Raw genomic sequence first — 25121 nt, forward strand, 5'->3', positions numbered from 1 at the left:
TGGAAAACCTATTTCCTGATGCACCTAAGAGACCGGTTTGAGAGGGTGTATTCGCTTTTTCGCGAGGACGCCCATGAACCTACCACGCCCTACTCGAACCACAGCGATACTCAGTCTGTGCCTTGCATTATTGGCAGGCATTCTGGGTTATGAGCATCATCAACTCTCCCAACTCAGCAACAGCTTGGCTGCGACTGCAGACAAAGAGTCGCTCGATGCGTTGTTGACGCGGCTGGGCAAAGTCGATGAGCGACTGGACACGGTAGCCGGCAACCACCTGGTGACCAATGAGGACTTCCGAGCCGGGCAGCAGGCTTTATCGAATCGAATTGATGCCGCACAAGCGTATGCAAAGCAAGCGACGGAGTCTGCGCAAGAAATCTCTCAAAATGCTGCGTCTGCTGGTGAATTGGTAGTCCTCAAAGCCAGCGTCGAAACACTCGATAGCCGTCTTCAAGAACTCAGTCAGTCACGCATCAAACAAACCACTGCTGTTCCCCTCAAGCCCAAGCCTAAGCCCGTTGCCCGCCAACCAAAGCGGCCAACACCGCCCGCTACCACCACTGTCACACCGCAAACACCCCCTTTTACCGTTGTCGGTATCGAGTATCGCGGCGGTGAACGCTTTTTGTCCGTAGCACCGCCTGGCAGCACGCAGTTGAATCAAATTTACCTTATCCGACCTGGTGACGCTGTGGCGGGCACCGCCTGGCGCCTCAACGCGCTGGACGGAAGATCCGCACGCTTTGACGTGGCCGGAACACCTCAAACCGTAACCGTCGCGCAATAGGACCTCCTTTATGCACTCCCCTACCACTTCCTCGAAAACAAAGAAGCCCAGGAACATTGCTCTTTACGTTTTGGGTTTCATTGCAGGCTTGGCCACCTTCGCGTTTGCATATGTCTGTCATGCGGCTTCGGGGCAATCAACGTCGATCTCGAACACTCAGAACAGTGAAGTTCACAACTCTTCTCAAGGAGCCAGTCAGACAGAACTCGCCCGCGAGTGGGGATTAACCCCCCAAGAATGGTCCCGCTTTCAAACTGTGATGGAGGGTCCTCGCGGAATCTATTCGCCAGGCCTGGATCCTCTGACAGCACTTGGCATCGAAGCGAAGTCGGAGGAGGAGCGCCGACGCTATGCAGAGCTGCAGGTGCGAGCCGAGCGACAGCGTATCGATAAGGAACTGGCGTACCAAAGGGCCTATGACCAAGCCTTCGCACGTCTTTACCCCAATGAAAAAGTCATCCAACTATCGTCCAACCCTGCATCTGCTCCAGGCTCGGGAGCGGTAACTGCTGTGAAAGGCACTGGACGACTAGCCGTTTTTGTTCAAGACAGTTGCAACGCATGTATTGACCGCGTCAAAGACTTACAAAACCAGAAACAGTCCTTTGATCTGTACTTCGTTGGTAGTCAAGGTGATGACGAAATAATTCGCCGCTGGGCCATCTTGGCTGGAGTCGAACCGGCCAGCGTGAGAAGCCGACAGATCACATTGAATCACGATGCCGGTCGATGGCTTGGCCTTGGACTCGGCGGTGAGCTGCCGGCCGTGGTACGCGAGGTGAATGGACAATGGCAGCGTCTGTAATTCGCGCGGCTTTAACGGGGGGGCTACTGCTCACCGCGGCATTTGCTAACGGTGCCGAGGTTCCGCCACCGGCCTATCAGTTGATTGCCCTGCCTGCCGGCGTTCCGTCCGAGGTGCTGTACTCCGTTGCACTGCAAGAGAGTGGCACCCGACTTCGCGGCCAGATCGTCCCCTGGCCCTGGACGTTGAATGTCGCCGGCGCCGGATATCGCTTTGCGACACGCAGCGATGCTTGCAGAGCGTTGATGATCGCCCTTCAGACCGCAGGCCCAAATAGAGTCGACGTCGGGCTTGGACAAACCAACATCGGTGCCAACGGCCACCGTTATAGCTATCCCTGCGAAGGGCTGGATCCGTACAAAAACCTCTCGGTTACGGCCCAGATCCTGGCTGAGCAAAAAGCCAAAGGAGGCGACTGGATCACCGCTGCTGGTCGGTACCACCGCCCTGCCGGAGGCGAACCCGCTGCCCGATACCGACGAGCTTTTGCCAAACACCTCAGCCGGGTCACCGGTATCAACCTGATGGCGAATAATCCATGAATAGATTGCTGCATCTGCCTGTTTTGCTGTCTTTGGCCTCCCCCATGGCAGTGCATGCCACCTCGCTGATTGTTGTTGAAGACCGAGGGGGTGTTTCCGCTCTGCCCTACTACCAGTACTTGGCTCCAGAACCTACTGAGCAGTCAGCACAGTCAGAGAATATTGGTGTGCGTGGGCAAGGCTCGTTTCCAGTGCGCTCTGACCAACTGACACCCGGGCAGGTACAGGGCCGGGTAATCAATGCACCTGGCCTGCAACCATTGTTTCTTGTAGGCGACGATGAAAGCTCCAGAAAGTGGTTATCACAGCGCCGCGATCAGTTACAGCAACTGCAGGCAGTGGGCCTTGTGGTTAACGTGGCCAGCGCCGAGCGGTTTGCCGAAATCCAACGATGGGCAGGAAATCTACAGTTGGTCCCGGCTCCATCAAATGATCTGGCACAGCGCTTGGGAGTCCAGCATTACCCGCTGTTGATCACTGCCACAACGATCCAGCAGTAACCAGGGTATGGCCTCTCTTACGCACATCACCTTGGTCATCAAGCAACCAGATGACCCACGAGCAGGCCAACTGCTTTTTGAACAGGTCACCTATGTCGCCAAGCTCTATGGCGGCACCGTCATCGCCCGCGTACCTGGTGACGAGGTGGAGCTATGTCAGCGGCTAAAAGAACGACTGCCCGAGGCAGTTGAGCAAGCGAGGCAAGAGTTGGCCAATTCATCATCACGCATGAAAGGAGGATCCCGGCCCCATGAAGCTGACCAAGAAGCAACGCTGCGAGCTTCACGCTAAATTCGCGGGCCATTGCGCATACTGCGGTGTGCTGTTGGGTGACCGGTGGCATGCGGACCACATGGAAGCAGTATGGCGAGAACCAGAGAGGGTGGACGGCAAGTACTCCGGTGCCATCATTTTGGGGCGGCCAGAGAACCACGCCATCAGCAACATGATGCCCGCGTGCGTGCCGTGTAATTTGAGCAAGGCAGCGATGCCACTAGAAGTCTGGCGAGAGCGCATTGCTGGACACGTCAACTCCCTTAACAGCTACCACCCCATATACCGCCTGGCCAAGTCCTATGGGCTGATCGCTGAGACAGGCAAGCCAGTCGTTTTCCATTTCGAAACAGTGGGGCCATTGTCCCCTTTCACTCATAGGAAGTGATCCATGACCACCTCCTACACCATTGAGTCGTTACTACGCCCTGCTGTTGAGCTGTACACAGTTTGCGTATGTGCCGCTGCGGCGTTGCTCTGTATTTTCGCGCCCTGGGCGGTTGCTCTGACGCCTTTATTCGGCATGGTTGCCGGTACAGGCTTTCTGGGTCTAGGGTTCGTCCGCCTCAAACAAGCGTTGGTAGTGCTGCGTTACCGGCGCAATATTCGGCGCCTACCCCACTACACCATGACCAGCAAAGACATGCCGGTCAGCAATGAGCGGCTATTCATCGGTAAAGGCTTTCGCTGGACCCAAAAACATACTCAGCGGTTGATGGAGACTTACCTCCCAAAGTACGCCGAGTATGTCGAGCCCACGTCTATCTATACCTTTGCTCGCAGAATTGAGGAGCGTCTGGAGTTCGCACCCTTTCCACTCAAATTGCTGTCAAAGGCTACCTCGTGGGATGTGCCATTTAACCCGGCGCGTCCACTTCCTCCAGTCGGGGGGCTACCGCGCTTACACGGTATAGAGCCGAACGAAGCGGATGTCAGCCTGCCACTGGGTGAGCGGGTTGGACACTCCCTTGTATTGGGGACTACTCGTGTTGGAAAAACCCGCTTGGCAGAGTTGTTTATCACCCAAGACATCAGGCGTACCCGCCGTAGCCCCCGGCGCCGCGTTCATATGGGGCGCCGCGTGCAACCCGTTCATCGAAGCCAGCGCAATGTAGAAATGGACCTGGACCGCGAAGTGGTGATTGTCTTCGATCCTAAAGGCGACGCAGACCTCCTGAAGCGCATGTACATCGAATGCAAGCGCGCAAACCGACTGGAGGAATTCTACGTGTTCCACCTAGGCTGGCCCGATCACTCCGCTCGCTACAACGCCGTCGGCCGGTTTGGTCGGATCTCGGAGGTTGCCACCCGCATTGCCGGCCAACTTTCGGGGGAAGGCAATTCCGCGGCATTCCGGGAATTCGCCTGGCGTTTCGTCAACATCATCGCGCGCGCCCTCGTGGCACTGGGACGTCGGCCGGACTATGAACAGATCCTCAAGCATGTGACAAACATTGACGCGCTGTTTATTGAGTATGCGCAGAAGCACTTTGCTGAAAATGATCCCAAAGCCTGGCAAACCATCGTTGAGCTGGAAGGAAAGATCGATCGTAAGAACCTCAGTTTCGCCATGAAGGATCGACCGCTACGCGTGGTGGCCCTGGACATGTACCTCACTCAGCAACGCATCTCCGACCCAGTGATGGAGGGTCTGCGATCAGCCGTACGCTATGACAAAACCTATTTCGACAAGATCGTGGCCAGCCTTCTGCCATTGCTGGAAAAACTGACCACAGGCCGGATTGCAGAGCTGCTATCTCCCGACTACATGGATCTTGAGGACCCACGACCAATCTTTGACTGGATGCAGATCATCCGCAAACGGGCAGTGGTCTATGTCGGCCTGGACGCTTTATCTGATACAGAGGTAGCTGCAGCGGTGGGCAACTCGATGTTCAGCGACCTGGTGTCAGTTGCGGGTCACATCTATAAGTTTGGCATCGATGATGGCTTGCCCGGGGCCACCGGCGGCAAGGTAGCAATTAACGTACATGCGGACGAATTCAACGAACTGATGGGCGATGAATTCATACCGATGATCAACAAAGGCGGTGGTGCCGGCATGCAGGTCACGGCCTATACCCAAACCATGAGCGATATTGAGGCAAAAATCGGTAACCGGGCTAAAGCTGGCCAAGTCATCGGTAACTTCAACAACCTGTTCATGTTACGTGTACGTGAGACTGCAACCGCCGAGCTGCTGACCAACCAGTTGCCAAAGGTCCAGGTGTTTACCAGTACACCAGCAAGCAGTGCAAACGACGCTATTAACGGCAACACCGCTTTCACCTCTAACACTCACGATCAGATCCAAAGTGTCAGCGTACCGATGATCGAACCGGCGCATGTGGTTGCCCTACCCAAGGGGCAATGCTTTGCCCTGATAGAGGGCGGGAATTTGTGGAAGATTCGTATGCCGTTGCCGGCAAGCGATCCCGATGAAGTGATGCCCAAGGATCTTCAGGCCTTGGTTGAGGGCATGCGTAAAGGATCCGGAACCAGCAGCGACTGGTGGCAAGCACCGGGATATGACGCACTAAGTGAGTCGCTTCCTGATGACTTGGTAGACGACTTCCGCCAGATGGCCAATAACGGAAAAGCCGCATAGGCTTGAAGGAACAGAGCCATGGCCGATATCGCGGAAAAAGCCCAGCAACAGCAGGAAGGTCAAAAAAACTTCCTGGGCATGCTGTTCTCTACCCCTTTTCATTTCTTGGGGGTGATGTTCGGCTCCTTGCTCGGCGCCATCGTCGTTGAATGGCTTTGCATGTACACGTTCTGGCCGGATGCCGGCTGGAAACATGCTCAGCAGATGTTCCAACATGAACTGGGCTGGCTGTCCCAGGATCTGCTGCACAGCGTTGTCATCAAAGAACCGGGGCGTACGGCAACCTGGCTGGCACAAACGGTCTATGACTGGCTGATGGTGAAAACCGGCATGCAGGACAATATAAATGCACTGACACAGTACGCTCGCTCAACATCACCACAACAAACGGGAACCTTGAACCTTCGCTACGAACTCGGTCGGGCGATGATCAAATTCCAGGACTATGGCTTAGCCGCGTTATACACAGTCCTGACCTTCTGTGTGCGAATGGTCATTCTGACGTTGACGATTCCGCTGTTCGCACTGGCGGCGTTCACTGGCTTGGTCGATGGCCTGGTGCGGCGTGATCTACGAAAATTCGGCTCCGGCCGCGAGTCAAGTTACCTGTATCACAAAGCCCGGGGGACGATCATTCCGCTGACCATCGTGCCCTGGACGGTCTACCTGGCCATCCCCATCAGCATCAGCCCCCTTTTGATTCTGTTGCCCTGCGCCGTGCTGTTGGGTGTGTCCGTTTACATCACCGTTTCAAGCTTCAAAAAATACCTTTAGGAGCTGCCCATGCAGTGGACACAAGAACAGCAGCCCATCATCCATTCCACGGCTGACAAGCTACTGGTTCAGGCTTTTGCCGGTACCGGCAAAACCACCACACTGGTGGGCTACGCCACACAACACGCCTCGGTGAAAATGCTCTACCTCTGCTACAACAAATCCGTCGAGCTCGCTGCCAGGGGCCGCTTTCCACGCAGAAACGTGGTGTGTAAGACGGCGCATGGCCTCGCATATGCAGTCTATGGCAGTCAGTACGCCACCAAGCAGACCAATAACTTACGCCTGACGGACATCGCAAGGGCCATCAACACCCAGGACTGGGAGCTCGTGCGGGATGTCCTCAGCACGCTTAACAACTTCATGGCCAGCGCCGATGACGAGTTGGGCCGTGTGCATTTTCCCAGATTCCAGGGGCAACGAATGCTCACAAGTGCCCAGGAACGTTTCCTGAACAATGCTTTAAACGTGGCTAAAACCATCTGGAACCGGATGATCGATCTGCAGGACACAGCAATGTCGATCACCCATGACGCTTACTTGAAGCTGTATCAGCTAAGCAAGCCCGACCTGAGCGAACGATTTAACGCCATTCTGCTCGACGAAGGTCAAGACGTGAACCCAGTTATTGCCGACATAGTAAAAATACAACGGGTCCGCAAGGTGGCAGTCGGCGATCCCCACCAGCAGATCTATCGCTTCCGCGGCGCAGAAGATGCGCTCAACAGCGACTGGATGGCCGACGCCGAACGTCACTACCTGACCCAAAGCTTTCGCTTCGGCCCTGCCGTCGCGCATGTGGCCAACATCATTCTTTTTTACAAGGGTGAGACACGAAAGCTGCAGGGGTTAGGTTGCAATACCCTGGTTAAACGGGCTCTGCCTGAAGAGCTACCGCATCGCACGTTTATCCATCGTACCGTGACCGGCGTCATCGAGAACGCCCTGCAGCTGGTCGCAAGCAACCCCAAGATTTTCTGGGTCGGCGGTATCGACAGCTACTCGCTACGCGATCTGGAAGATTTATACCTATTCAGCCGCAACCGTAACCATGAGGTGCAGAACCGCAGGCTGTTGAGAGATTACCGGGACTTTTCACAGTACGTGGAAATAGCCGAGGTAAGCCAGGATACGGAGATGTTGCGATCGATCAAGATCATTACAGCCTATCCGGACCTGCCCCAGCGGATCCAAACCCTACGTTCCCGCTCTGTAGATAACGAGCTCGACGCCACCGTGACACTCACGACTGGGCACAAGGCCAAGGGGCTGGAGTGGGACTTTGTCAGCCTGTATGACGACTTTAGCGCTGATCCGCTTTCACCCGATATCGATCAAGGTCGTAAAGATGACGAGTTGAATTTGCTGTACGTGGCGGTGACGCGAGGGATGAAGATCCTAGCGTTGAACTCAATGGTGCTTTCTATCATGCAGCGCTATGTCGATGCTCGGACCTCTGCACTCCAACCTCAGAAATCACGCGCTTAGCAACAAACTATTTCAGATTGCTGGCACGCGCTTATTATTGAAACCCTGGTAGCTCTGCACATTGAGGACGTCGCCATGGGCCGTCAGAAATTTGAATACCACACTGAGTTCTCTCCCTTTCAGTACGTTGTCAGAACCAAAAAGCTCTTCATGTTCAAGTCCGAAGAGCCCACCACTGAACCCGACACCCAGGGTTTTCTGGAAGATTCTGAACGTCAAAACCGCCTTGCTCAATTAGGCAGCGAAGGCTGGGAGCTGGTCAGCGTGCAGCCCGTGGTCAAAGGAGAAGTCAAGGTTGGCAATCAAAACGCCCAAGGCTGGGCTTACGGATTCGCCTTGCCCATCGGGTATCTGCTGTTCTTCAAACGCCCTATCCACTGTGATTGATGGTGTCAGTACCGTCAGAAGAAATCCTTACAGTCCTGAATATGGTTTTCTTGCGGCGACCATAGCTTGATCACGGCAAGCTGACGGCATCAGGAATGACTAGAGCCCAGCCGTGATCCAGTACCCGCGTCTCACTGCACTCACTTGCCGACTTGCCTTGCCAGGCCTCATCGCACTTTTTGGATGCGGCCTGCCTGTCTCTCATGCGACCGCTGCTTCAGCCTCCGAACAGGCCAACCTGGACGTGATGATCCGCCAGTTGAATGCCTTAGAGGACACCGCACGTCGTAGCGCTCAAGTGGCCGACGAACCTGGCAAGCGTTACTTCTTCGATTACCAGCGTCTAGCAGGTGATATCGCTCGAATTCGTCATGGGTTGGAGGGCTATCTAACCCCAACCCGAGCCCAGCCTCGTGATCCTGTTGAGCTGTCAGGCCAATACACGACCGAAGGACGCAAGCCATGAGCATGAGCGGCGCTCAGGCTGCTGCGTTTCAAGCGGCAGGAGGATTTCCTGCCTCGACGAGCTACCTGTTTTTCGTCGGCGTCGCTGTAGCCATCATCTTTATGTGGGGCGCCTGGGCTATCTGGAGCTGCTACCGAGGATGGGCCACTGGCAACCTTGATCGAACGATTGCCTCGACCTCGCTCGTCCGCATCCTACTGCTTTGCATGATCCTCACCACATTTGTTCTTAGTTGACCCTATGGGAGATACACCATGACTTCATTCTTAAAACCGGGCCGCATGCTGATCGGGTTGCTTGCTCTCCCCCAACTGGCCATGGCGGCTCTTCCGCAGTCTCAGCCTCCTACCCGGGGGGAAGGCTCTAACCTGATGCAAACCATGCAGAACTACGCCTTTGACGGTTTTACTTTGCTTGGCCTCATCATCTGCGCAGTCATTTTCAGTGGCGTTGCTTGGCATGCCTTCGGCACCTACCACGAAATTCAACTTGGCAAGAAAAAATGGGGAGATCTGGGGGCGACAGCCGCCGTTGGCGTCGCCATCCTCGGTGTCGCCATTTTTCTGGTCACCAAGGCTTCAAATATTCTTTAAAAGAGCCGTGGCCATGACAGAACTCTCAGACGATGGGACCCTGATTTTCCTCCCTGTGCGATTGAACAATCAGCCAGTCATCATGGGCGGCCTTACCGCTGACGAAATGTGGGCCACCTTGGCGTTGAGCACCGGCGCAGGGCTGGTTATCGGTATTCCGGCCGCGATATTGACCCAGATTTGGGCACTTATCATCGGCGCCGCCATGCTCTGTGCTGTCCTAGGGCTGTTTCTTGCCAGTCGTTTCTTGCGTCGGTGGAAACGCGGCCGACCTGATACATGGCTATACCGCCAGATGCAATTGAACATCGCGCGGTTCTTTCCTACCTGGAATAAAGCCCTGCTGATTACTCGTACAGGTGCGTGGACCTGTCATCGAACGGAGGTTCAATGACTTACCGTAAAAAAGTAGACGCCCAACTGGCCCACATTAACAGCCTGCGCATGGTCATTGGTTTTCTCATTGCCCTGGGTCTGTACATGGCTTATGGCTGGCAGAGCGCACCGCGTGACCTAACTGTTCATGTACCTCCAGATCTACGTTCAGGTAGCACCCGTAAGTGGTGGGATATTCCACCGGAGTCGGTATACGCCTTCGGTCTGTACATTTTTCAGCAGATGAACCGTTGGCCCGTTGACGGTGAAACCGACTACGAGGACAACATTACCCGCTTGGAAAGCTACCTGACTCCCAGCTGCAAAGCCTACTTGCAGAAAGATTTCGAGCTACGCCGCAATAGCGGGGAACTGCGCAAACGTGAGCGGGGTGTATTTGAAATTCCAGGCAGAGGCATCGACGATAAGTCTGAGCAACATATTGAACAGCACAGCATCAATGACTGGACCGTCAACCTGGACATCACCGCTGACGAGCACTACGGCGGGGAGCGCGTAAAGCGGGCATTTGCTCGCTATCCGTTAAGAATTATCCGATTCGACGTCAATCCCGAAAAAAACCCATTCGGCTTGGCCTGGGACTGTTATAGCAGTAATCCACAACGCATCGAAGTCTCCGCAGAAACGACCAGAGCAGGAGGCAAATGATGACACGCCGCCTACTGATCATCGGGCTCGTAGCCCTTCACTTCTGCGGGTTGGCCAACGCCGTCGAAATCCTGCGCTGGGATCGTATCCCTATAGCACTGCCCTTGATCGTGGGTCAGGAGCGTATTGTCTTTGTGGACCAAAACGTACGGGTGGGTCTGCCTCGTAACCTCGTCGACAAACTGCGCGTGCAGAGCACCGGTGGTGCCCTCTACCTGTTGGCGAAAGAGCCGATTGAACCGACTCGCTTACAGCTGCAGAACATGAACTCCGGTGAGATCATGCTCGTGGATATCATCGCAACGGTAGGGAAACCAAATCAGGTCGCATCCGAGCCGGCTAAAATTGTAGCCGGGGACAGTCCCGCCCCGCGTTACGGCCAAGTCAACGCCAAACCTACAAGCAACCATTCAACTTCTTCCACGGCCCAAGCCAGCGCTCAAGCCGAGGAGGATGAGGACGCGCCGAAACCGCGTCGTGAGACCCCTCTTCCGGTGGTCATGACGCGCTATGCCGCACAGATGCTTTACGCGCCCCTACGCACCGTTGAGCCCGTGGAGGGGATTGCTCAGATCAATCTGAAGCGCGGTTTGGACCTCACCACCCTAATGCCGATATTGCCGGTCGAAGCCTCTGCGTTGGGGTCGTGGCGGTTAGACGAGTATTGGGTCACGGCGGTGAAGCTACGTAACACAAGCGCCCAAAACCTCACATTGGATCCGCGTGACCTGATGGGTGACTTTGTCACCGCGACTTTTCAGCATCCCTACCTTGGCGCCAAAGGTGATTCCAGCGACACCTCGACGGTCTACTTGGTGACCCGTGGTCATGGTCTAGCCGAATCGTTATTGCCGGCCGCCATCAGCCAGATCGATCCGAAGGGAGGCCGTCGTGAAGAGTAATCCACTTGTTAAATACCTGGTCATACCGTTCGCGATCCTGGCGATATACGTAGTGGTCAAATTATTCAATCGCGAAAGTGCCGACCAACAGGTTCATGCGCCGGAAACGGTTGTACTTAGTACGAAGGAGGCTAAAAAGCTTGGGGTTGACGGAGATACACCCAGCGACACATTGCGCACCATTGTCGTGGAAAGCAGACAACTCAAGGACCAAGTCTCCAATGCTTTGAAGAACAATGACGAACTAAAGCAACAGAACATCGAGCTGCAAAAACGCCTGCAGAACATCGACCTCAACGTCGATAACAAACTGCAGAACGTTCAGCAAACGATGAAGCAGGAGGCGCAACAACAGAGCCAAACCCTCTTGGACACACTGCAGCAGCAGTACAATACCCTGAGCAGCAAATCGGGCAGTGGCAATGAGTCTGGATCTGATTTGCCGATCGGCTTCGGCGTTCAGCCAGGTGACGGTCAAGGCTTCAAAGGCGGACCTGGCGCGGACGTTGTTTGGATAGAGCCGCAGGACGCAACGCCGGTCGATGTCAACGGCAAGCCCATCGCTGCAGGGACAAATCAAACGGCAAGCGGCTTCAACTTCCCGACCTCTTTTGGCGAGTCCGTGGACCGAGGACAAAATGCACTGCGCACGGGCGCTCAAAGTGTTGCGAATGAAATCTCGCCACAGGAGGCCCGCAAACAGGTGCGCAAGGTCTACACCTTGCCGCAGAACTCGACATTGATGGGTTCGGTGGCCATGTCCGCGCTGATCGGCCGGGTGCCCATTGACGGCACTGTCAACGACCCCTACCCGTTCAAGGTATTGATCGGGCCGGACAATCTCACGGCCAACGGCATCGACTTGCCCGACGTCGCCGGCGCGGTGGCCAGCGGAACGGCTTCCGGCGATTGGACCCTGTCTTGCGTACGCGGTCAGATCAAAAGCCTGACGTTCGTCTTCAATGACGGCACTGTGCGCACGCTGCCACAACCTCAGGAAGAAACGAATAGCAGTCAAAATAGTAACAATCAGAACAATGGCAACCAAACCACCATTCAGGGTGGCCTGGGCTGGATAAGCGATGCCTATGGCATTCCTTGTATCAGTGGCGACCGCAAAAGCAACGCCTCGCAATACATTGGCTCGCAGGTACTGATTACCGCCGCCGGCGCAGGTGCTGCCTCCCTCATCAAGTCAGATGGAAACAGCGGCTCTTTTATAAACCCTCAGTCCGGGACCATCGGTTCTGTCGGCGGCTCGGGCAGTGAAGCCATGGGCAAAATTATTGGCCAGGGCGTCAATGACGTCTCCAGCTGGGTCAACAAACTCTACGGGCAAGCCTTCGCAGCGGTGTATGTACAACCCGGGGCAAAGATAGCTGTGCACCTGGACCAGCAACTGACCATCGATTACGAACTCAATGGCCGCAAGGTCAACTATCGCTCAGGAGCCCGTCATGTTTCGACTGCGCTTGACTAATCATGGCTTAAAACTAGGTGCATACCTGGCCATCGCCCTACTCGCCTCGGCCTGTTCCACCAACAAAGACGAATTGCTCCCCCATGGGGACCGCACAATGATGGACGTTTGGGATCAAGGCTCCAGCGGCTCAAGCAGCTCGAGCAGCCGCCAATTGCTCGATGCACGCCAAGATCTTCGTCGGCCTCTGGAGACGAGGGAAACAGACAACACCATGTTCACACGTACCGCACAAAACGAGATCTACAGCCAATTTAAACGCCTACCCAATCCCGACCTGGTGATGTACGTCTTTCCTCATTTAGCGGGTTCAGACCCGGCACCGATCCCAGGCTACACCACGGTGTTTCCGCTGTATCAGCGGGTGCAATACGCCATGCCTGGCGAACGCACGGAGGCATATTGATGGGTTTTTTTGAACGATTCAAAACGCGACGGGCGACAGAGCGTGTGGAACCTGGCGTAACACCAGGTTCGCCGTTATCTGACGATGTGCAGGGACCAGCAACCGAGACGTTTGAGGCTGCTACAGAGCGTTACTACGAACGCCTTGCTGCCATGGGTATTCCCTCGCCGAGCGATTGGCGTAACCCAAAGAAAAAGCCAGCCACAACCGCTGATGCTGACCGTCTATACCACGTCAACCCCTCCTTCGTAGACCTACTGCCGTGGGTAGATTACCTGCCTGCAGAAAAAGCCATGCTATTGGAAGACGGCGTGTCTCGTGCTGCCTTTTTTGAGCTGACACCGATTGGTACTGAAGGTCGGGATCCCGAATGGTTACGCAAGGCCCGCGACGCCCTGGAAAACGCCCTCCAGGACTCCTTCGACGAGCTTGAAACCTCACCCTGGGTGGTTCAGCTCTATGCCCAGGACGAAACCAGCTGGGACGATTACCTTCAGCAACTGCATGACTACGTTCAACCACGCGCACAAGGCAGTGCATTCACCGAGCTTTATTTGAAGCTGATGAAGCAACACCTGGAATCCATCTCCAAACCAGGCGGGCTGTTTGAAGACACCAAGGTCAGCCAACTGCCCTGGAGGGGCCAACAGCGCCGCGTCCGTGTTGTTGTCTACCGCCGTACCCAAGGCGCGCAAGCGGATGTGCGAGGCCAGGCACCAGGTCCTTACCTGAAAATCATCTGCGATCGCTTGGTGGGCGGCTTGGCGAACGCCGGCATTAAAACCCATCGCATGGATGGCCACGCCATTCGCCATTGGCTGATTCATTGGTTCAATCCACGTCCCGATCATCTTGGCCCTGCCGATGCAGATATTCGCCGCTTCTACGAATTGGTGTGCAAGCAAGCACCTGGTGCTGCAGAGGGCGAGCTGCCGCTCGCCAGCGGCACTGACTTCTCGCAAAACCTGTTTTATCGCGAACCACTGTCAGATATAGAGAAAGGTCTGTGGTATTTCGACGGCCTTCCCCATCAGGTGGTGATGCTTGACCGCTTGAGGGATGCTCCCAAGACCGGGCACTTAACCGGTGAAACCCGAAAGGGCGGTGATGCGCTCAACGCACTGTTCGACAAAATGCCAGAGGACACCATTCTCTGTATCACTCTCGTGATCACCCCGCAGGACATTCTCGAAGGGCATCTGGAACAGCTTTCACGCAAGGCAGTTGGAGACACTCAGGCCTCGATCCTGACACGCGAAGACGTCGCCACCGCCCGTCAGTTGCTCGGGCGCAAGCACAAGCTGTACAGAGGTAGCGTAGCGTTTTACCTGCGGGGTAAAGATGATGCCCAGCTGCACGAACGCAGTTTGCAACTCAGCAGCGCATTGCTGGGTGCGGGCATGGAGCCGGTGGAACCTCGGGATGAAGTGGCACCGCTGAACTCCTACCTTAGATGGCTACCCGGCAACTTCGACCCCAATGCGCGCAAAGCACTGGAGTGGTACGCACAACTGATGTTCGCCCAACACATTGCGAACCTGGCCCCCGTCTGGGGTAGGTCGACCGGAACCGGGCACCCGGGTATTACCCTGTTTAACCGTGGGGGAGCGCCGATAACCTTCGACCCGCTGAACAAGCTGGACCGGCAGATGAACGCGCATTTGTTCATTTTCGGGCCTACGGGTTCAGGTAAATCGGCCAGCGCGACAAACATCCTTAGCCAAATCATCGCCATCTATCGGCCACGTCTATTCATTGTGGAGGCTGGCAACAGCTTCGGCTTACTCGGTGATTTCGCCAAAAAGTTGGGTTTGACGGTAAACCGGGTTCGACTTGCACCTGGATCGGGTGTCAGCCTCGCGCCATTCGCTGATGCCGTGAAGCTCATCGAACCCAGCCAAAACGTGAAGATTATCCAAGCTGATGATCTTGAGGCGTCGGACGAACATCTGACTAGCCAGACCGAGGATGAACAACGCGACATCCTGGGCGAGATGGAAATTGCGGCCAGGCTGATGATCACCGGTGGTGAAGAAAAAGAGGATGCCCGTCTTACTCGTGCCGACCGTAGCGCCATCCGCCAATGCATACTGAATGCAGCGAAAAAATGCGTGACGGAGCAACGTATCGTTCTGCCGGAAGATATCCGTGAAGCGCTGCGAGAAATGGGACTCGAGCCCGGTATTCCAGACGCCCGAAGCTCACGATTCTTGGAGATGGCGGAAGCCTTGTCCATGTTCTGTATGGGCACCGAAGGCGACATGTTCAACCGTCCTGGCACCCCATGGCCAGAAGCGGACATTACCATTGTCGACCTTGCCACCTATGCGCGAGAAGGCTATAGCGCACAGATGGCCATCGCTTATATTTCCCTGCTCAACACGGTCAACAACATTGCCGAGCGTGACCAGTTTAAAGGCCGTCCGCTGATCTGCTTCACCGACGAAGGCCACATCCAGTTGAAGGTCCCACTCCTATCCCCCTACTCCGTCAAGATTACCAAAATGTGGCGAAAGCTCGGCGCCTGGTTCTGGATGGCCACCCAGAACGTTGACGACGTGCCGCCAGAGGCCTCAGCCCTGCTCAACATGATCGAGTGGTGGATGTGCTTAAACATGCCGCCTGATGAGGTGGAGAAGATCGCGCGGTTTCGTGAACTGACTCCTGCACAGAAGTCGATGATGCTGTCAGCGCGTAAAGAAAGCGGCAAATTCACCGAGGGCGTCGTGTTGTCCAAAAGCATGGAAATGTTATTCCGGGCGGTACCACCGAGTTTGTATCTGGCCCTGGCCATGACCGAGCCGGAAGAGAAAAAGCAACGCTTCGACATCATGCAAGCCAAAGGCTGCAGCGAGCTGGATGCGGCCATTGAAGTTGCTGCAACGCTTGACCGCTATCGCGGTATCGAACCTCACATCATTACTTTCCCCGAGCAAGTCACGGCCTTGGAGCGCCAAGCATGAGAGCATTGAATTCCCTGACCCAGAACCTTATAGAAAGTCTGACCCAGCTGCTTGAACAACCGGGTGAAGACGCCCTTCAAACCCTTGAGGTGTGTGCCCCCGTTTTGATAGAGCAACTGCAACAGGTTTTGGTTCGTGCGGTGGATCGTCGTGACATCGAGTCCCAACTTCACGCGGTGTTAGCCAATTGGCTGCTACAGCACCCACAACCCGAGAATGCTGAGAACGCTCTTCTTGAGGCCCTTCGTAAACAAGCGCTGCTTTCATCGAAGCCAGCAGAGGCTCGGGCATGATAGGCCTTCGCAAATATTGGTTGATGCTGGGGTGCGTTTTGGCAGGCACATCGATGGCCTGCTTAGCCCTCACTCGAAGTGAGATACCATCCCCGCACAACACAGGCCCGTGGTTGTTTGGTCCTTCCAAAGCACGCTGGACTGTGACTGAGTTCGCGGATCTGGAGTGCCCCTACTGCAAGACGTACACACCTGCGTTGAAAACCTGGATACAGCAGCAGAAGGATGTAAACCTGCAGTGGCATCATCTGCCACTGGATGTGCACGGTCCGACCGCATTACACGAAGCCAAGCTCGCTGAATGTGCGGGGGCGCTTGGTGGCGCACCTGCCTTCTGGCAAGCCATTGACCAGATTTTTGACCGGACCCGTAGCAACGGTGAGGGTTTCAATGGGCATCTGAACGTCGTTGATGTTACTTACCAGGACTTATTGTCCTGTGCAGCTACCGACAAAGTGATCGCCCGGCATGTTGGCCAACAGGTCGAGGAGGCCCTCAAAGCGGGCATTACGGCAACTCCTACTGTGATAATTAAAGACAACACGACTGGCAGCTCCGTAAAGCTTGAGGGACCAGCTGACGGGGTATTGTTATTATCAGCTCGTGATTGGCTGGCTCAAAAAAAGAGCTGCGACGCTCTGCAAAAGTCGAACGTTAAATCACTTAGCCATTGTCATTAAATGAGCTTGCATTCCATTCATACATTTTCATGCCCGGCATGTCCTACGCGTGGGCCGAAAGAGACAGCGCAAATACGGTGTTTGCAACTGCAATCAGGGTCAGTTTCATACGACTTTTTCTTGAGGATTGATGGGCTCAACTGAGAGGTGCCGGCGACGCATCAGTCGATAGGCTGCCGGAATGACAAACAGCGACAGCAAGGGCGCGGTAATCATGCCTCCAACCATGGGTGCCGCAATTCGGCTCATCACCTCGCTGCCGGTCCCGCTGCCCAGCAAAATGGGTAACAAGCCAGCAATGATGACAGCCACAGTCATGGCTTTGGGCCGAACGCGCTGGACAGCGCCTTCACGAATCGCGGCCATCAGCCCGTGCTCGGTCCTATCGCCGAGGTCTTCACGCTCAGCCCAGGCGTTCTTCAGATAAAGCAGCATAATTACGCCAAATTCGGCAGAAACACCGGCCAAAGCGATAAAGCCGACACCAGTGGCGACCGACAGGTTGAATCCCAATAGATAGAGAAACCATACCCCACCAGTCAGTGCGAATGGCAGAGTGGCCATGATCAGCAAGGCCTCATCGAAGCGAGCAAAGGTTAAATAAAGCAGCACGAAGATGATCAACAGCGTGGCAGGCACCACCAGCTTGAGTCGTGCGTTGGCCCTTTCGAGAAATTCGAACTGTCCTGCGTAGCTCAGGCTCATACCAGGCTGCAACTTAACCTGCTCGCTGACGACCCGTCGTAGATCGGCGACTACCGAAGCAATATCCCGTCCCCGCACGTCGATATACACCCAGCCTGAAGGTCGGGCGTTCTCACTCTTAAGCATCGGCGGACCATCGCTGACCTTGATCTTCGCAACGGTGCCAAGAGTGATCTGGCTGCCTAGAGGGGTATAGATAGGTAACTGCTCCAGAGCGCCGAGTGAATCCCGCCACTCACGAGGGTAACGTACGTTAATTGGGAAACGAGCCAACCCTTCAATCGTCTCCCCGACGTTTTCACCGCCGATTGCGCCGGCCACGATCGATTGCACATCGGCAATATTTAACCCATAGCGGGCCGCAGCTTTACGATCGATATCCACATCAATATAGCGGCCACCGGTCAGTCGTTCGGCCAACGCTGAACTCACACCTGAGACATCCTTGGCAACACGTTCGATGGCTTGGGTGACGGCATCGATCTCCGTCAGGTTGGTACCGGCAACCTTCACACCAATAGGGCTTTTTATGCCAGTGGCCAGCATGTCGATGCGGTTACGAATCGGCGGTATCCAGATGTTGGTCAATCCTGGGACACGCACCGCTTGGTCTAGCTCCTCAACGAGCTTTTCCTGGGTCATGCCTGGGCGCCACTGTTCGTGTGGTTTGAATTGGATGGTGGTTTCGAACATTTCCAAAGGTGCTGGGTCAGTCGCGGTTTCAGCGCGGCCGGCTTTGCCGAAAACGTGTTCGACCTCTGGAACTGTCTTTATCAGACGGTCAGTCTGTTGAAGCAGTTGCGCGGCCTTCTGCGCCGATAATCCAGGCAGAGCTGATGGCATATAGAGCAGGTCCCCTTCGTCCAGCGGGGGAAGAAACTCACCACCCAGACGAGAGATCGGCCACAACGCGCTGACAAAGACTAGCAACGCAACCAGCAGCGTTATTTTAGGTCGATGTAATACGGCGTCCAGAGCGGGTTCGTAGATCCGGATCAACCAGCGATTTAGCGGATTCTGCTGCTCATTGGGAATTCGTCCACGAATCCAATACCCCATCAACACCGGTACGAGAGTTACCGACAGTCCAGCCGCTGCGGCCATAGCGTAGGTTTTGGTGAACGCCAATGGACCGAATAGACGTCCTTCCTGAGCCTCCAGCGTGAACACCGGAATGAACGACAGGGTGATGATCAGCAGACAGAAGAACAATGCAGGTCCTACCTCGGCAGCCGCTTCAGTCATCACGTGCCAATGACGTTCACCTTTCAGTTCCTCCCCAGGATTGGCCACGTGCCAAGCCTCGACCTTCTTGTGGGCATTTTCAATCATCACCACGGCAGCGTCGACCATAGCGCCGATGGCGATGGCAATCCCGCCAAGGGACATGATGTTGGCGTTGATACCCTGATAGCGCATCACGATGAAGGCGATCAGCACCCCAACCGGCAGGGAAATGATTGCCACCAGAGATGAACGCAGGTGCCAGAGAAAGATTCCGCAGACCAACGCGACGACGATGAACTCTTCGATCAGCTTGTGGCTGAGGTTTTCCACGGCACGATCAATCAACTTGCTGCGGTCGTAGGTGGTGACGATTTCAACCCCCGCCGGCAGACTGCTTTTCAGCTCGTCGAGTTTGGTTTTGACCGCCGCAATGGTTTCACGAGCATTCTTCCCGCTGCGCAGAATCACCACGCCGCCGACGGTCTCACCTTCACCGTCGAGTTCGGTAATGCCTCGACGCATCTCAGGCCCTAACTGAATCGTGGCAACATCGCCCAACGTGACCGGCACACTGCCCGCGCCCAGTTTGAGCGGGATGGCGCGAAAGTCATTGAGCGTCTTTAGGTAGCCGGAAGCTCGTACGATGAACTCTGTCTCCGCCATTTCCAGCACGGCTCCACCGGTTTCCTGATTGGCTTTGCCGATCGCCTCGGTCACCTCAGACTGCGTGATACCCAAGTTCGCCAACTTTAGCGGATCGAGCTGGACCTGATACTGTTTGACCATGCCACCTACGGTGGCAACTTCCGCAACGTTCGGCAGCGTCTTGAGCTCGAATTTGAGAAACCAGTCCTGTAGGGCTCGCAGTTGCGCCAGATCGTGCCCACCGCTGCGATCAACCAACGCGTACTGGAAAATCCAGCCAACGCCAGTGGCATCAGGTCCTAAGGCTGGCTTAGCACTGGCTGGTAGGCGGCTTTGTATCTGGCTCAGGTATTCCAACACCCGCGAGCGGGCCCAGTACAAGTCAGTTCCGTCTTCGAACAGCACATAAACGAAGCTGTCGCCAAAGAAGGAGTAACCGCGCACAGTCTTGGCCCCAGGTACCGAGAGCATGGTGGTTGCCAGTGGATAGGTCACCTGGTTTTCGACGATCTGTGGGGCTTGGCCTGGGTAAGGTGTACGGATAATTACCTGAACATCCGACAGGTCTGGCAATGCATCGATGGGCGTACTTTGAACCGCCCAGATCCCCCATGCCGTGACGAACAGCGTCGCCAGCAACACAAGAAAGCGGTTGGCCACCGACCAGCGAATAAGGGCCGCAATCATGGCTGGCCCCCAGAGCGTTCCAGACGTTCAACACGCAGACCATCGTCCGTCTGGCTAACAGCGATCCGAACCTTGTCGCCCGTTTTTAGGCCCTTCATCAGAGCAGGAGTGGCGAGAGGGAAAGTCATCGTCATGCCTGGCATACCCAATGTCTTGAAGGGACCGTGGGCGAGCGTGACTTCTTTGTCGTTGATCTCAACGATCTGACCATCGGCCTCATGCAAAGCGCCAACGGGCATAGTAGATGGCGAAACGTCCAATGAGCTTGCGACAACGCCCTTGAGACTGGCCTCCGAGTCGAGCAGGAACTGGCCAGAGGTCACCACTTTCTGCCCCTCTTCCAAGCCTTTCAATATCGCCGTCTTGCCATCGTTATCCTGGCCTAGCTGCACCTCCACCGGGCGATATCGACCAGCGTCTTCAGAGAGCATGACCAACGCACGTCGACCGGTACGAATGACGGCCTCGCTCGGCACCCACAGAACACTTTGCTCCGTTGAACGATTGAGGCTTACCTGTGCGGTCAAACCTGGTCTGAGTCGGCCATCTGGATTGGGTAACTCAACTCGAACGCGAAGTGTGCGACTGTCCGAACTGGTTTCCGGAAGAATCGCACTGACGACGCCCTTGAGCACAACTCCAGGGAATGCGGATAAACGCGCTTCAGCTGCTTGCCCTACTACGATTGACCCAGCTTCCGCCTCTGGTACAGCCACGGCCAGCCAGACACTGCTCAAACCATTAACACGAGCCAACGTCTCGCCTGCGGCCACCGTCATACCTTCACGCACACTCAGCTCTTGAAGCACACCACCAATAGGGCTGGTCAGCGTCAGGTTCGATTGAACTTTGCCAGTGCGCTCAACTTGAGCAATTAACGTAAGTGGCATTCCGGTTAGCCGCAGTCGCTGCCGGGCCGCTGTCAGCAAGCCAGCATCGCCACTACGCTTGAGGGCGAGAAATTCCTCCTGAGCAGCTGCCCACTCCGGCACCAAGATATCTGCCAAGGCGGCATTCGCTTTCAGCACATCACCAGGTGCGTGGGCATACACACGCTCGACAAAACCCGCTGTACGGGCCTGAATGACTGCAACGTCCCGTTCGTTGAAGGCCAGCACACCTACCACGTTCAGTGTCGAGGCAAATACGCCTCGACTGACACTAGCCAGTCGCACACCAAGGTTCTGAGTCAGGCTTGGATCAATTCGAATGGCAGCGCTGTCCCCCTTGGTATCTGCGTATTGAGGGATCATCTGCATGTCCATGAAGGGTGACTTACCCGGTTTATCGAATTTCTGTTGTGGGTACATGGGATCATACCAATACAGAACTTTTCGATCGGCAGAGGCTTTGGGTTCATGATCCGGTACGACACCAGCTACTCCGCTCATTCGCGGTTGGGCTAACCAGTAACCCCCGGCAACACCCAAGGCAATCGAGATGCCGATGATTAAAGTCCCTTTCCATAATTTAAAAATCATTGAGCGGACTCCCCGTAAGAGAAATACAGGCGAGCGCTGGTCAGGGCACGTTGCTCTTCAACGTCAACCTGCTTGAGACGGGCTTCGATGAGTTCGCGTCGGGCGGCAACAACCGAGTTCAAATCACCCTTGCCGGAGCGGTAGCTGGCCATCGTGAGTTCGACCTTTTCTTTAGCCAACGGCAACAAGCTTTCCTGATTACGGCTGACTGCACGATTGAGGCGCTCGTAGTCAGCCAACTCATCCTCCAGTTGCTGGGTATGCTCGCGTGACAGGGCTTCGCGCTCAGCCTCAAGCTGGTTTAGTTCGGCGTGCTTGGCCGCAATCTTGGGGTTTTGCCGAGAGTTAGGGAACAGCGGGAGATCCCATGAAAACTGCACGCTGACCATGTCACCGAATTGTTGGCCTCGGTGCTGATAATCGAATTCCCAGCTCCAGTCAGACTGCTTTTCCGCCTCAGCTTCACGGATCTTGGCTTGTGCTTCACGGGTCATCGGCACAAAAGCCGCTAATTCGGGGTGATGTTGCAGCTTATGGGAGTAACCTGAGGTCTCAATAGGCCAATCAGGCAAACCGCCTACCGGTTTGTCATCGGCGGCAGGGCCAATCCAGCGCTTGAGGGCGGCCCGGGCCTGTGCACGTTGACGAACTAAATCATCCTGCTGCTCAGCCAGTTGAGCAGCTTCCTGTTTAGGTGTCACCGCATCGGCGGGTTGGGCTCGGCCACCCGCAATCTGAGCTCTGACGGTATCGGTCAGAAGACGGTTTTCTTTGTAGAAGTCCTGGAACAACGCATCTTTACGCTCAACCGAGTAGCTTCTGATCCAGGCTAATGCCGTGGACTGTCGGACGTTCAGACGCGCCACTCGACGCTCGGCTGACGCTCGATCAACAGCCGCATCCGCGACCTCGATACGTGCTTTGCGCTTGTCGCTGTTGGGCATCTCCTGCCTAATCCCGACCACTTGCATGGTCATGAAGTCCTGGTCGATGCTCCATCTGTCGGGTCCACCAATGGGGTAGTTCTGCACGCCCAGCAGTAGCTTGGGATCGGGTAGTTCGCCGGCGGGAATGGCCGCGCTAGTGGCTGCTTGAATTTTGGCGTCTTGTGCGGTCAACGATGGTGCATTGTTTTCGGCCAGACGCAGCGCTTCATCGAATGTCAATGCGCTAGCGAAGCTCGGCAATGCAAGTACGCTTGCCGCCAGGCCGGCCAGGAAGGACCAACCTGTGCAACAGCACTTGGAGTTCATGTTCACGATTCCTGTGATGATCCACCGCGCGCTTCATAAGACATGCGCGCAGATATGCCATCCCGCTAACGCGGAATGAGGCTCAGTGTGGTACAGGAATCAAGTACGTGGGGGTCGCCATACCCCTGAAGAGGTTTGTACGAGCGGGAAATGGCTGGAGAATGATAGAATGAGAGGACTGGACAGGGTGATAGGAGGCTTGATGATCGATACTTGCAACATGCCGCCAGTTTTGCATTCCTGACCGGGCTTACAAGGTTTGCCATGCTCGGTGGGACTTTTCATGTCGTGGCAGCAGTCTTGCCCCATACCATCCATCATCGCCATGCCCATGGTTTTCATCGGGCATGGTTCAATCGATGTCTGAACACCCGCCATCCCGCTGAGGGGAAGCGCCAAGCTAATCAGGAAAATTAGGCAAAACCGCAGGTAGCGTTTCATGAGCTGGAGTGTAGACGGTGCAAATGGCCCTTACAATTCACCCTTGAGACTCCTTAGTCGGCCATCACCAACCGCTATGCCGCGCTCATTTCCATGACCGGGCTTAAAGTACCTAACCATGCGACTAGACAAATAATGATGACTGCCATTGAAAATTCGAGCTTCATGCTACGGCGCAAGGCATTGACCGCGACAGCATAGTCTCCATTTCGAACAGAACGTTCCAAGAGCGGGCTTAGGTGAAAACGGTTGAGCGTCGCTAATACGATCATCCCGGCAAAGAGCAGGACCTTCAAAAATAGCAACTCGCCATAAGTGCTGAGCATCACCTCATCGAGATTTGGCCCAACGATAAATAGGTAGTTCGCCACTCCCGTAATGCTGATGATCACTACAATCACCGCGCCGGCCGATTCAAACCCTGTCAGTACCCGAGCAAGAATTCGTGCTTCTCGCTCACCTTTCAGTGATTTCAAACGCAGCAGCAGGGCAAATGCCGCTAGCGCACCCAACCAACCGCCTGCGGCCAAAAGATGGAAGATATCGCTAATAAAGTGCCAGTAGCGACGGCTCCCCTCGTCCATTGCTCCGTGCCCTGTCCATGCCAGCGTCGCTAGCGCAATCGCGCCACAGACAGTGACAATCCAAAGACTCAGTGTTGGAAAGCGCTTGTTCAGGGAAACGCCAATAATGGCCGTCACCAACGCCCCTATTCGGACCATCCAGGTCAAACCGACGTCAGTCCCCATGAGAACCATTTGAAAGATATGGTGATGTAGCTCCATGAAACCCGACACGCCACTCATTGCTTTCGCAAGTAACAACATGGCGGCAAGGGACAGAGCTACACCTACAGCAGAAGTACTGTAAAGAAGCGACTCAAAATTCAAAACTGTTCCCGATATTCTTTCTTTTCCCCTGAGGCTATAAAGACCAAAAATTGCCAGTCCAAATAACAGCATCAGGTCGAAATAAAGAGCAAAGCGAACAACGATATTTAATGAGTCGCTCATGAATCATTTCACTTTGAAAGAAAAGTTGCCGGTAATCGGGTGAGTGTCCGAGGAAACGGCACGCCATTCGACTTTGTAAGTACCCGTGGTCAATGGCGATGCGGGTGTAATAACCATCGTCTTCGGATCACCGCCACCTGCCACGTTAGCTTTTACGCCCATAGGTGAATTCGGCATACCAGGCATATCGGTCATAATCAGCTTTGCACCAGAGAACTGAGTCGTTAGATTCTCAGAAAAGTGCAGTTCGATTTTAGACGGAGCCGCCGCATCCGATCCTTCAGCGGGAGTAGAAGAAACCAGCTTTGGATGCGCCTGAGCAACTGCACTCAGAAGCAAACCCGCAGTCAGCGCAACAGCTACGGTGGTAGTTTTAAGGAATGACATGCAAGACTCCTGACAGCAAAAGCTGTTGGTTCTAGGTTTTTAGGGAATATCTAGTTTTTTACTTTTTGACGCTCGTTAAAACCACTGACGAATACCTAGCAAATTCCGTGTTCTAGGGCCGGCTGGACAGGGAGGAATCACAAGATTTCCAACGTCACAGTGCGAGTACACGATGCCACATGAACGCAAACTGTTCGATTACATTTCAGTCAGCTTGGGGCGGGTTTTTGGCACTGATCTGCCCGGATACGGCGCCAAATACGCGACTTTCTTTGGAACGCTCCAAG

At 55.1% G+C, this 25121-nt stretch carries 27 protein-coding genes; 21 read left to right on the forward strand and 6 right to left on the reverse strand.

The window, feature by feature from the left end; translation table 11 throughout:
* The first annotated feature begins 73 nt into the window (after positions 1 to 73).
* From A462_RS33655 to A462_RS08830, 21 genes are all read left to right on the forward strand, one after another.
* Positions 74 to 790 carry a hypothetical protein gene (locus tag A462_RS33655; RefSeq protein WP_038448855.1) on the forward strand — a complete coding sequence of 239 codons (717 nt, stop codon included), beginning with the start codon at positions 74 to 76 and terminating at the stop codon, positions 788 to 790.
* Between the two features lie 10 nt (positions 791 to 800).
* Complete coding sequence (locus A462_RS33660; RefSeq protein ID WP_124361236.1) at positions 801 to 1595, forward strand: TIGR03759 family integrating conjugative element protein; 795 nt, start codon at positions 801 to 803, stop codon at positions 1593 to 1595.
* Entirely contained in the window at positions 1580 to 2137 is a 558-nt protein-coding gene (locus A462_RS08905; protein ID WP_008437382.1) for a lytic transglycosylase, read from the forward strand. Before A462_RS33660 ends, A462_RS08905 begins: the two co-directional genes overlap by 16 nt.
* A complete protein-coding gene (locus tag A462_RS08900) occupies positions 2134 to 2637 on the forward strand; it encodes an integrating conjugative element protein (protein WP_008437383.1) in 504 nt (167 codons plus the stop codon). The genes A462_RS08905 and A462_RS08900 overlap by 4 nt, the downstream gene beginning before the upstream one ends.
* 7 nt (positions 2638 to 2644) lie before the next feature.
* A complete protein-coding gene (locus A462_RS34325; protein WP_024073354.1) occupies positions 2645 to 2929 on the forward strand; it encodes a hypothetical protein in 285 nt (94 codons plus the stop codon).
* A complete protein-coding gene (locus tag A462_RS08895; RefSeq protein WP_008437384.1) occupies positions 2889 to 3299 on the forward strand; it encodes a hypothetical protein in 411 nt (136 codons plus the stop codon). The genes A462_RS34325 and A462_RS08895 overlap by 41 nt, the downstream gene beginning before the upstream one ends.
* A gap of 3 nt (positions 3300 to 3302) precedes the next feature.
* Entirely contained in the window at positions 3303 to 5519 is a 2217-nt protein-coding gene (gene traD / locus A462_RS0132625; RefSeq protein WP_024073353.1) for a type IV conjugative transfer system coupling protein TraD, read from the forward strand.
* An 18-nt stretch (positions 5520 to 5537) separates the two neighbouring features.
* Positions 5538 to 6293 (forward strand): TIGR03747 family integrating conjugative element membrane protein, encoded by a 756-nt coding sequence (locus A462_RS08890; RefSeq protein ID WP_008437388.1) that lies wholly within the window; start codon positions 5538 to 5540, stop codon positions 6291 to 6293.
* Positions 6294 to 6302: 9 nt separating this feature from the next.
* A complete protein-coding gene (locus A462_RS08885; protein WP_008437391.1) occupies positions 6303 to 7781 on the forward strand; it encodes a UvrD-helicase domain-containing protein in 1479 nt (492 codons plus the stop codon).
* Between the two features lie 75 nt (positions 7782 to 7856).
* A complete protein-coding gene (locus A462_RS08880; RefSeq protein ID WP_008437393.1) occupies positions 7857 to 8168 on the forward strand; it encodes a hypothetical protein in 312 nt (103 codons plus the stop codon).
* Between the two features lie 157 nt (positions 8169 to 8325).
* Complete coding sequence (locus A462_RS33665) at positions 8326 to 8634, forward strand: integrative conjugative element protein, RAQPRD family (RefSeq protein ID WP_178110642.1); 309 nt, start codon at positions 8326 to 8328, stop codon at positions 8632 to 8634.
* Positions 8631 to 8870 (forward strand): TIGR03758 family integrating conjugative element protein, encoded by a 240-nt coding sequence (locus tag A462_RS08875; RefSeq protein WP_008437400.1) that lies wholly within the window; start codon positions 8631 to 8633, stop codon positions 8868 to 8870. The genes A462_RS33665 and A462_RS08875 overlap by 4 nt, the downstream gene beginning before the upstream one ends.
* An 18-nt stretch (positions 8871 to 8888) precedes the next feature.
* The gene (locus A462_RS08870) at positions 8889 to 9227 is read left to right on the forward strand and encodes a TIGR03745 family integrating conjugative element membrane protein (RefSeq protein WP_008437401.1); all 339 of its coding nucleotides are present in this window, start codon (positions 8889 to 8891) and stop codon (positions 9225 to 9227) included.
* Positions 9228 to 9240: 13 nt separating this feature from the next.
* Positions 9241 to 9621, forward strand: coding sequence for a TIGR03750 family conjugal transfer protein (locus A462_RS08865; protein ID WP_008437403.1), 381 nt, complete (start codon positions 9241 to 9243; stop codon positions 9619 to 9621).
* On the forward strand, positions 9618 to 10271 hold the full coding sequence (locus A462_RS08860; RefSeq protein WP_008437405.1) for a PFL_4703 family integrating conjugative element protein: 654 nt from the start codon (positions 9618 to 9620) through the stop codon (positions 10269 to 10271). The genes A462_RS08865 and A462_RS08860 overlap by 4 nt, the downstream gene beginning before the upstream one ends.
* Positions 10271 to 11173, forward strand: a complete 903-nt coding sequence (locus tag A462_RS08855; protein ID WP_008437410.1) for a TIGR03749 family integrating conjugative element protein — start codon at positions 10271 to 10273, stop codon at positions 11171 to 11173. Before A462_RS08860 ends, A462_RS08855 begins: the two co-directional genes overlap by 1 nt.
* On the forward strand, positions 11163 to 12653 hold the full coding sequence (locus tag A462_RS08850) for a TIGR03752 family integrating conjugative element protein (protein WP_024073352.1): 1491 nt from the start codon (positions 11163 to 11165) through the stop codon (positions 12651 to 12653). The genes A462_RS08855 and A462_RS08850 overlap by 11 nt, the downstream gene beginning before the upstream one ends.
* Positions 12631 to 13059 (forward strand): TIGR03751 family conjugal transfer lipoprotein, encoded by a 429-nt coding sequence (locus tag A462_RS08845; RefSeq protein WP_008437412.1) that lies wholly within the window; start codon positions 12631 to 12633, stop codon positions 13057 to 13059. Before A462_RS08850 ends, A462_RS08845 begins: the two co-directional genes overlap by 23 nt.
* Entirely contained in the window at positions 13059 to 16022 is a 2964-nt protein-coding gene (locus A462_RS08840; protein WP_024073351.1) for a conjugative transfer ATPase, read from the forward strand. The genes A462_RS08845 and A462_RS08840 overlap by 1 nt, the downstream gene beginning before the upstream one ends.
* Entirely contained in the window at positions 16019 to 16315 is a 297-nt protein-coding gene (locus A462_RS08835; RefSeq protein WP_008437414.1) for a hypothetical protein, read from the forward strand. Before A462_RS08840 ends, A462_RS08835 begins: the two co-directional genes overlap by 4 nt.
* Entirely contained in the window at positions 16312 to 16995 is a 684-nt protein-coding gene (locus A462_RS08830) for a DsbA family protein (RefSeq protein ID WP_008437415.1), read from the forward strand. The genes A462_RS08835 and A462_RS08830 overlap by 4 nt, the downstream gene beginning before the upstream one ends.
* Positions 16996 to 17100: 105 nt before the next feature.
* Here A462_RS08830 and A462_RS08825 read toward each other — a convergent pair whose 3' ends face one another.
* The 6 genes from A462_RS08825 to copC all read right to left on the reverse strand — a co-directional run bounded on the left by A462_RS08825 (position 17101) and on the right by copC (position 24834).
* The gene (locus tag A462_RS08825) at positions 17101 to 20259 is read right to left on the reverse strand and encodes an efflux RND transporter permease subunit (RefSeq protein ID WP_008437418.1); all 3159 of its coding nucleotides are present in this window, start codon (positions 20257 to 20259) and stop codon (positions 17101 to 17103) included.
* Positions 20256 to 21740: an efflux RND transporter periplasmic adaptor subunit gene (locus tag A462_RS08820; protein ID WP_008437420.1), complete on the reverse strand. Its 1485-nt coding sequence runs from the start codon at positions 21738 to 21740 to the stop codon at positions 20256 to 20258. Before A462_RS08820 ends, A462_RS08825 begins: the two co-directional genes overlap by 4 nt.
* Positions 21737 to 22993: a TolC family protein gene (locus A462_RS08815; RefSeq protein ID WP_008437421.1), complete on the reverse strand. Its 1257-nt coding sequence runs from the start codon at positions 22991 to 22993 to the stop codon at positions 21737 to 21739. Before A462_RS08815 ends, A462_RS08820 begins: the two co-directional genes overlap by 4 nt.
* 99 nt (positions 22994 to 23092) lie before the next feature.
* Positions 23093 to 23434 (reverse strand): hypothetical protein, encoded by a 342-nt coding sequence (locus A462_RS34950; RefSeq protein WP_073844967.1) that lies wholly within the window; start codon positions 23432 to 23434, stop codon positions 23093 to 23095.
* 74 nt (positions 23435 to 23508) lie between these two features.
* Positions 23509 to 24447: a copper homeostasis membrane protein CopD gene (gene copD, locus A462_RS08810; RefSeq protein ID WP_008437423.1), complete on the reverse strand. Its 939-nt coding sequence runs from the start codon at positions 24445 to 24447 to the stop codon at positions 23509 to 23511.
* A gap of 3 nt (positions 24448 to 24450) precedes the next feature.
* A complete protein-coding gene (gene copC, locus A462_RS33675; protein WP_008437424.1) occupies positions 24451 to 24834 on the reverse strand; it encodes a copper homeostasis periplasmic binding protein CopC in 384 nt (127 codons plus the stop codon).
* Positions 24835 to 25121: the final 287 nt, after the last annotated feature.

It is taken from the genome of Pseudomonas sp. Ag1 (assembly GCF_000278565.1).
In the GTDB taxonomy this organism is placed as follows: Bacteria; Pseudomonadota; Gammaproteobacteria; order Pseudomonadales; family Pseudomonadaceae; genus Aquipseudomonas.

Coding starts and splice junctions, on each gene's coding strand:
- A462_RS33655 (WP_038448855.1), top strand. CDS start 74: ATGAACCTACCACGCCCTACTCGAACCACAGCGATACTCAGTCTGTGC.
- A462_RS33660 (WP_124361236.1), top strand. CDS start 801: ATGCACTCCCCTACCACTTCCTCGAAAACAAAGAAGCCCAGGAACATT.
- A462_RS08905 (WP_008437382.1), top strand. CDS start 1,580: ATGGCAGCGTCTGTAATTCGCGCGGCTTTAACGGGGGGGCTACTGCTC.
- A462_RS08900 (WP_008437383.1), top strand. CDS start 2,134: ATGAATAGATTGCTGCATCTGCCTGTTTTGCTGTCTTTGGCCTCCCCC.
- A462_RS34325 (WP_024073354.1), top strand. CDS start 2,645: ATGGCCTCTCTTACGCACATCACCTTGGTCATCAAGCAACCAGATGAC.
- A462_RS08895 (WP_008437384.1), top strand. CDS start 2,889: ATGAAGCTGACCAAGAAGCAACGCTGCGAGCTTCACGCTAAATTCGCG.
- traD (WP_024073353.1), top strand. CDS start 3,303: ATGACCACCTCCTACACCATTGAGTCGTTACTACGCCCTGCTGTTGAG.
- A462_RS08890 (WP_008437388.1), top strand. CDS start 5,538: ATGGCCGATATCGCGGAAAAAGCCCAGCAACAGCAGGAAGGTCAAAAA.
- A462_RS08885 (WP_008437391.1), top strand. CDS start 6,303: ATGCAGTGGACACAAGAACAGCAGCCCATCATCCATTCCACGGCTGAC.
- A462_RS08880 (WP_008437393.1), top strand. CDS start 7,857: ATGGGCCGTCAGAAATTTGAATACCACACTGAGTTCTCTCCCTTTCAG.
- A462_RS08875 (WP_008437400.1), top strand. CDS start 8,631: ATGAGCATGAGCGGCGCTCAGGCTGCTGCGTTTCAAGCGGCAGGAGGA.
- A462_RS08870 (WP_008437401.1), top strand. CDS start 8,889: ATGACTTCATTCTTAAAACCGGGCCGCATGCTGATCGGGTTGCTTGCT.
- A462_RS08865 (WP_008437403.1), top strand. CDS start 9,241: ATGACAGAACTCTCAGACGATGGGACCCTGATTTTCCTCCCTGTGCGA.
- A462_RS08860 (WP_008437405.1), top strand. CDS start 9,618: ATGACTTACCGTAAAAAAGTAGACGCCCAACTGGCCCACATTAACAGC.
- A462_RS08855 (WP_008437410.1), top strand. CDS start 10,271: ATGACACGCCGCCTACTGATCATCGGGCTCGTAGCCCTTCACTTCTGC.
- A462_RS08845 (WP_008437412.1), top strand. CDS start 12,631: ATGTTTCGACTGCGCTTGACTAATCATGGCTTAAAACTAGGTGCATAC.
- A462_RS08840 (WP_024073351.1), top strand. CDS start 13,059: ATGGGTTTTTTTGAACGATTCAAAACGCGACGGGCGACAGAGCGTGTG.
- A462_RS08835 (WP_008437414.1), top strand. CDS start 16,019: ATGAGAGCATTGAATTCCCTGACCCAGAACCTTATAGAAAGTCTGACC.
- A462_RS08830 (WP_008437415.1), top strand. CDS start 16,312: ATGATAGGCCTTCGCAAATATTGGTTGATGCTGGGGTGCGTTTTGGCA.
- A462_RS08825 (WP_008437418.1), bottom strand. CDS start 20,259: ATGATTGCGGCCCTTATTCGCTGGTCGGTGGCCAACCGCTTTCTTGTG.
- A462_RS08820 (WP_008437420.1), bottom strand. CDS start 21,740: ATGATTTTTAAATTATGGAAAGGGACTTTAATCATCGGCATCTCGATT.
- A462_RS08815 (WP_008437421.1), bottom strand. CDS start 22,993: ATGAACTCCAAGTGCTGTTGCACAGGTTGGTCCTTCCTGGCCGGCCTG.
- A462_RS34950 (WP_073844967.1), bottom strand. CDS start 23,434: ATGAAACGCTACCTGCGGTTTTGCCTAATTTTCCTGATTAGCTTGGCG.
- copD (WP_008437423.1), bottom strand. CDS start 24,447: ATGAGCGACTCATTAAATATCGTTGTTCGCTTTGCTCTTTATTTCGAC.
- copC (WP_008437424.1), bottom strand. CDS start 24,834: ATGTCATTCCTTAAAACTACCACCGTAGCTGTTGCGCTGACTGCGGGT.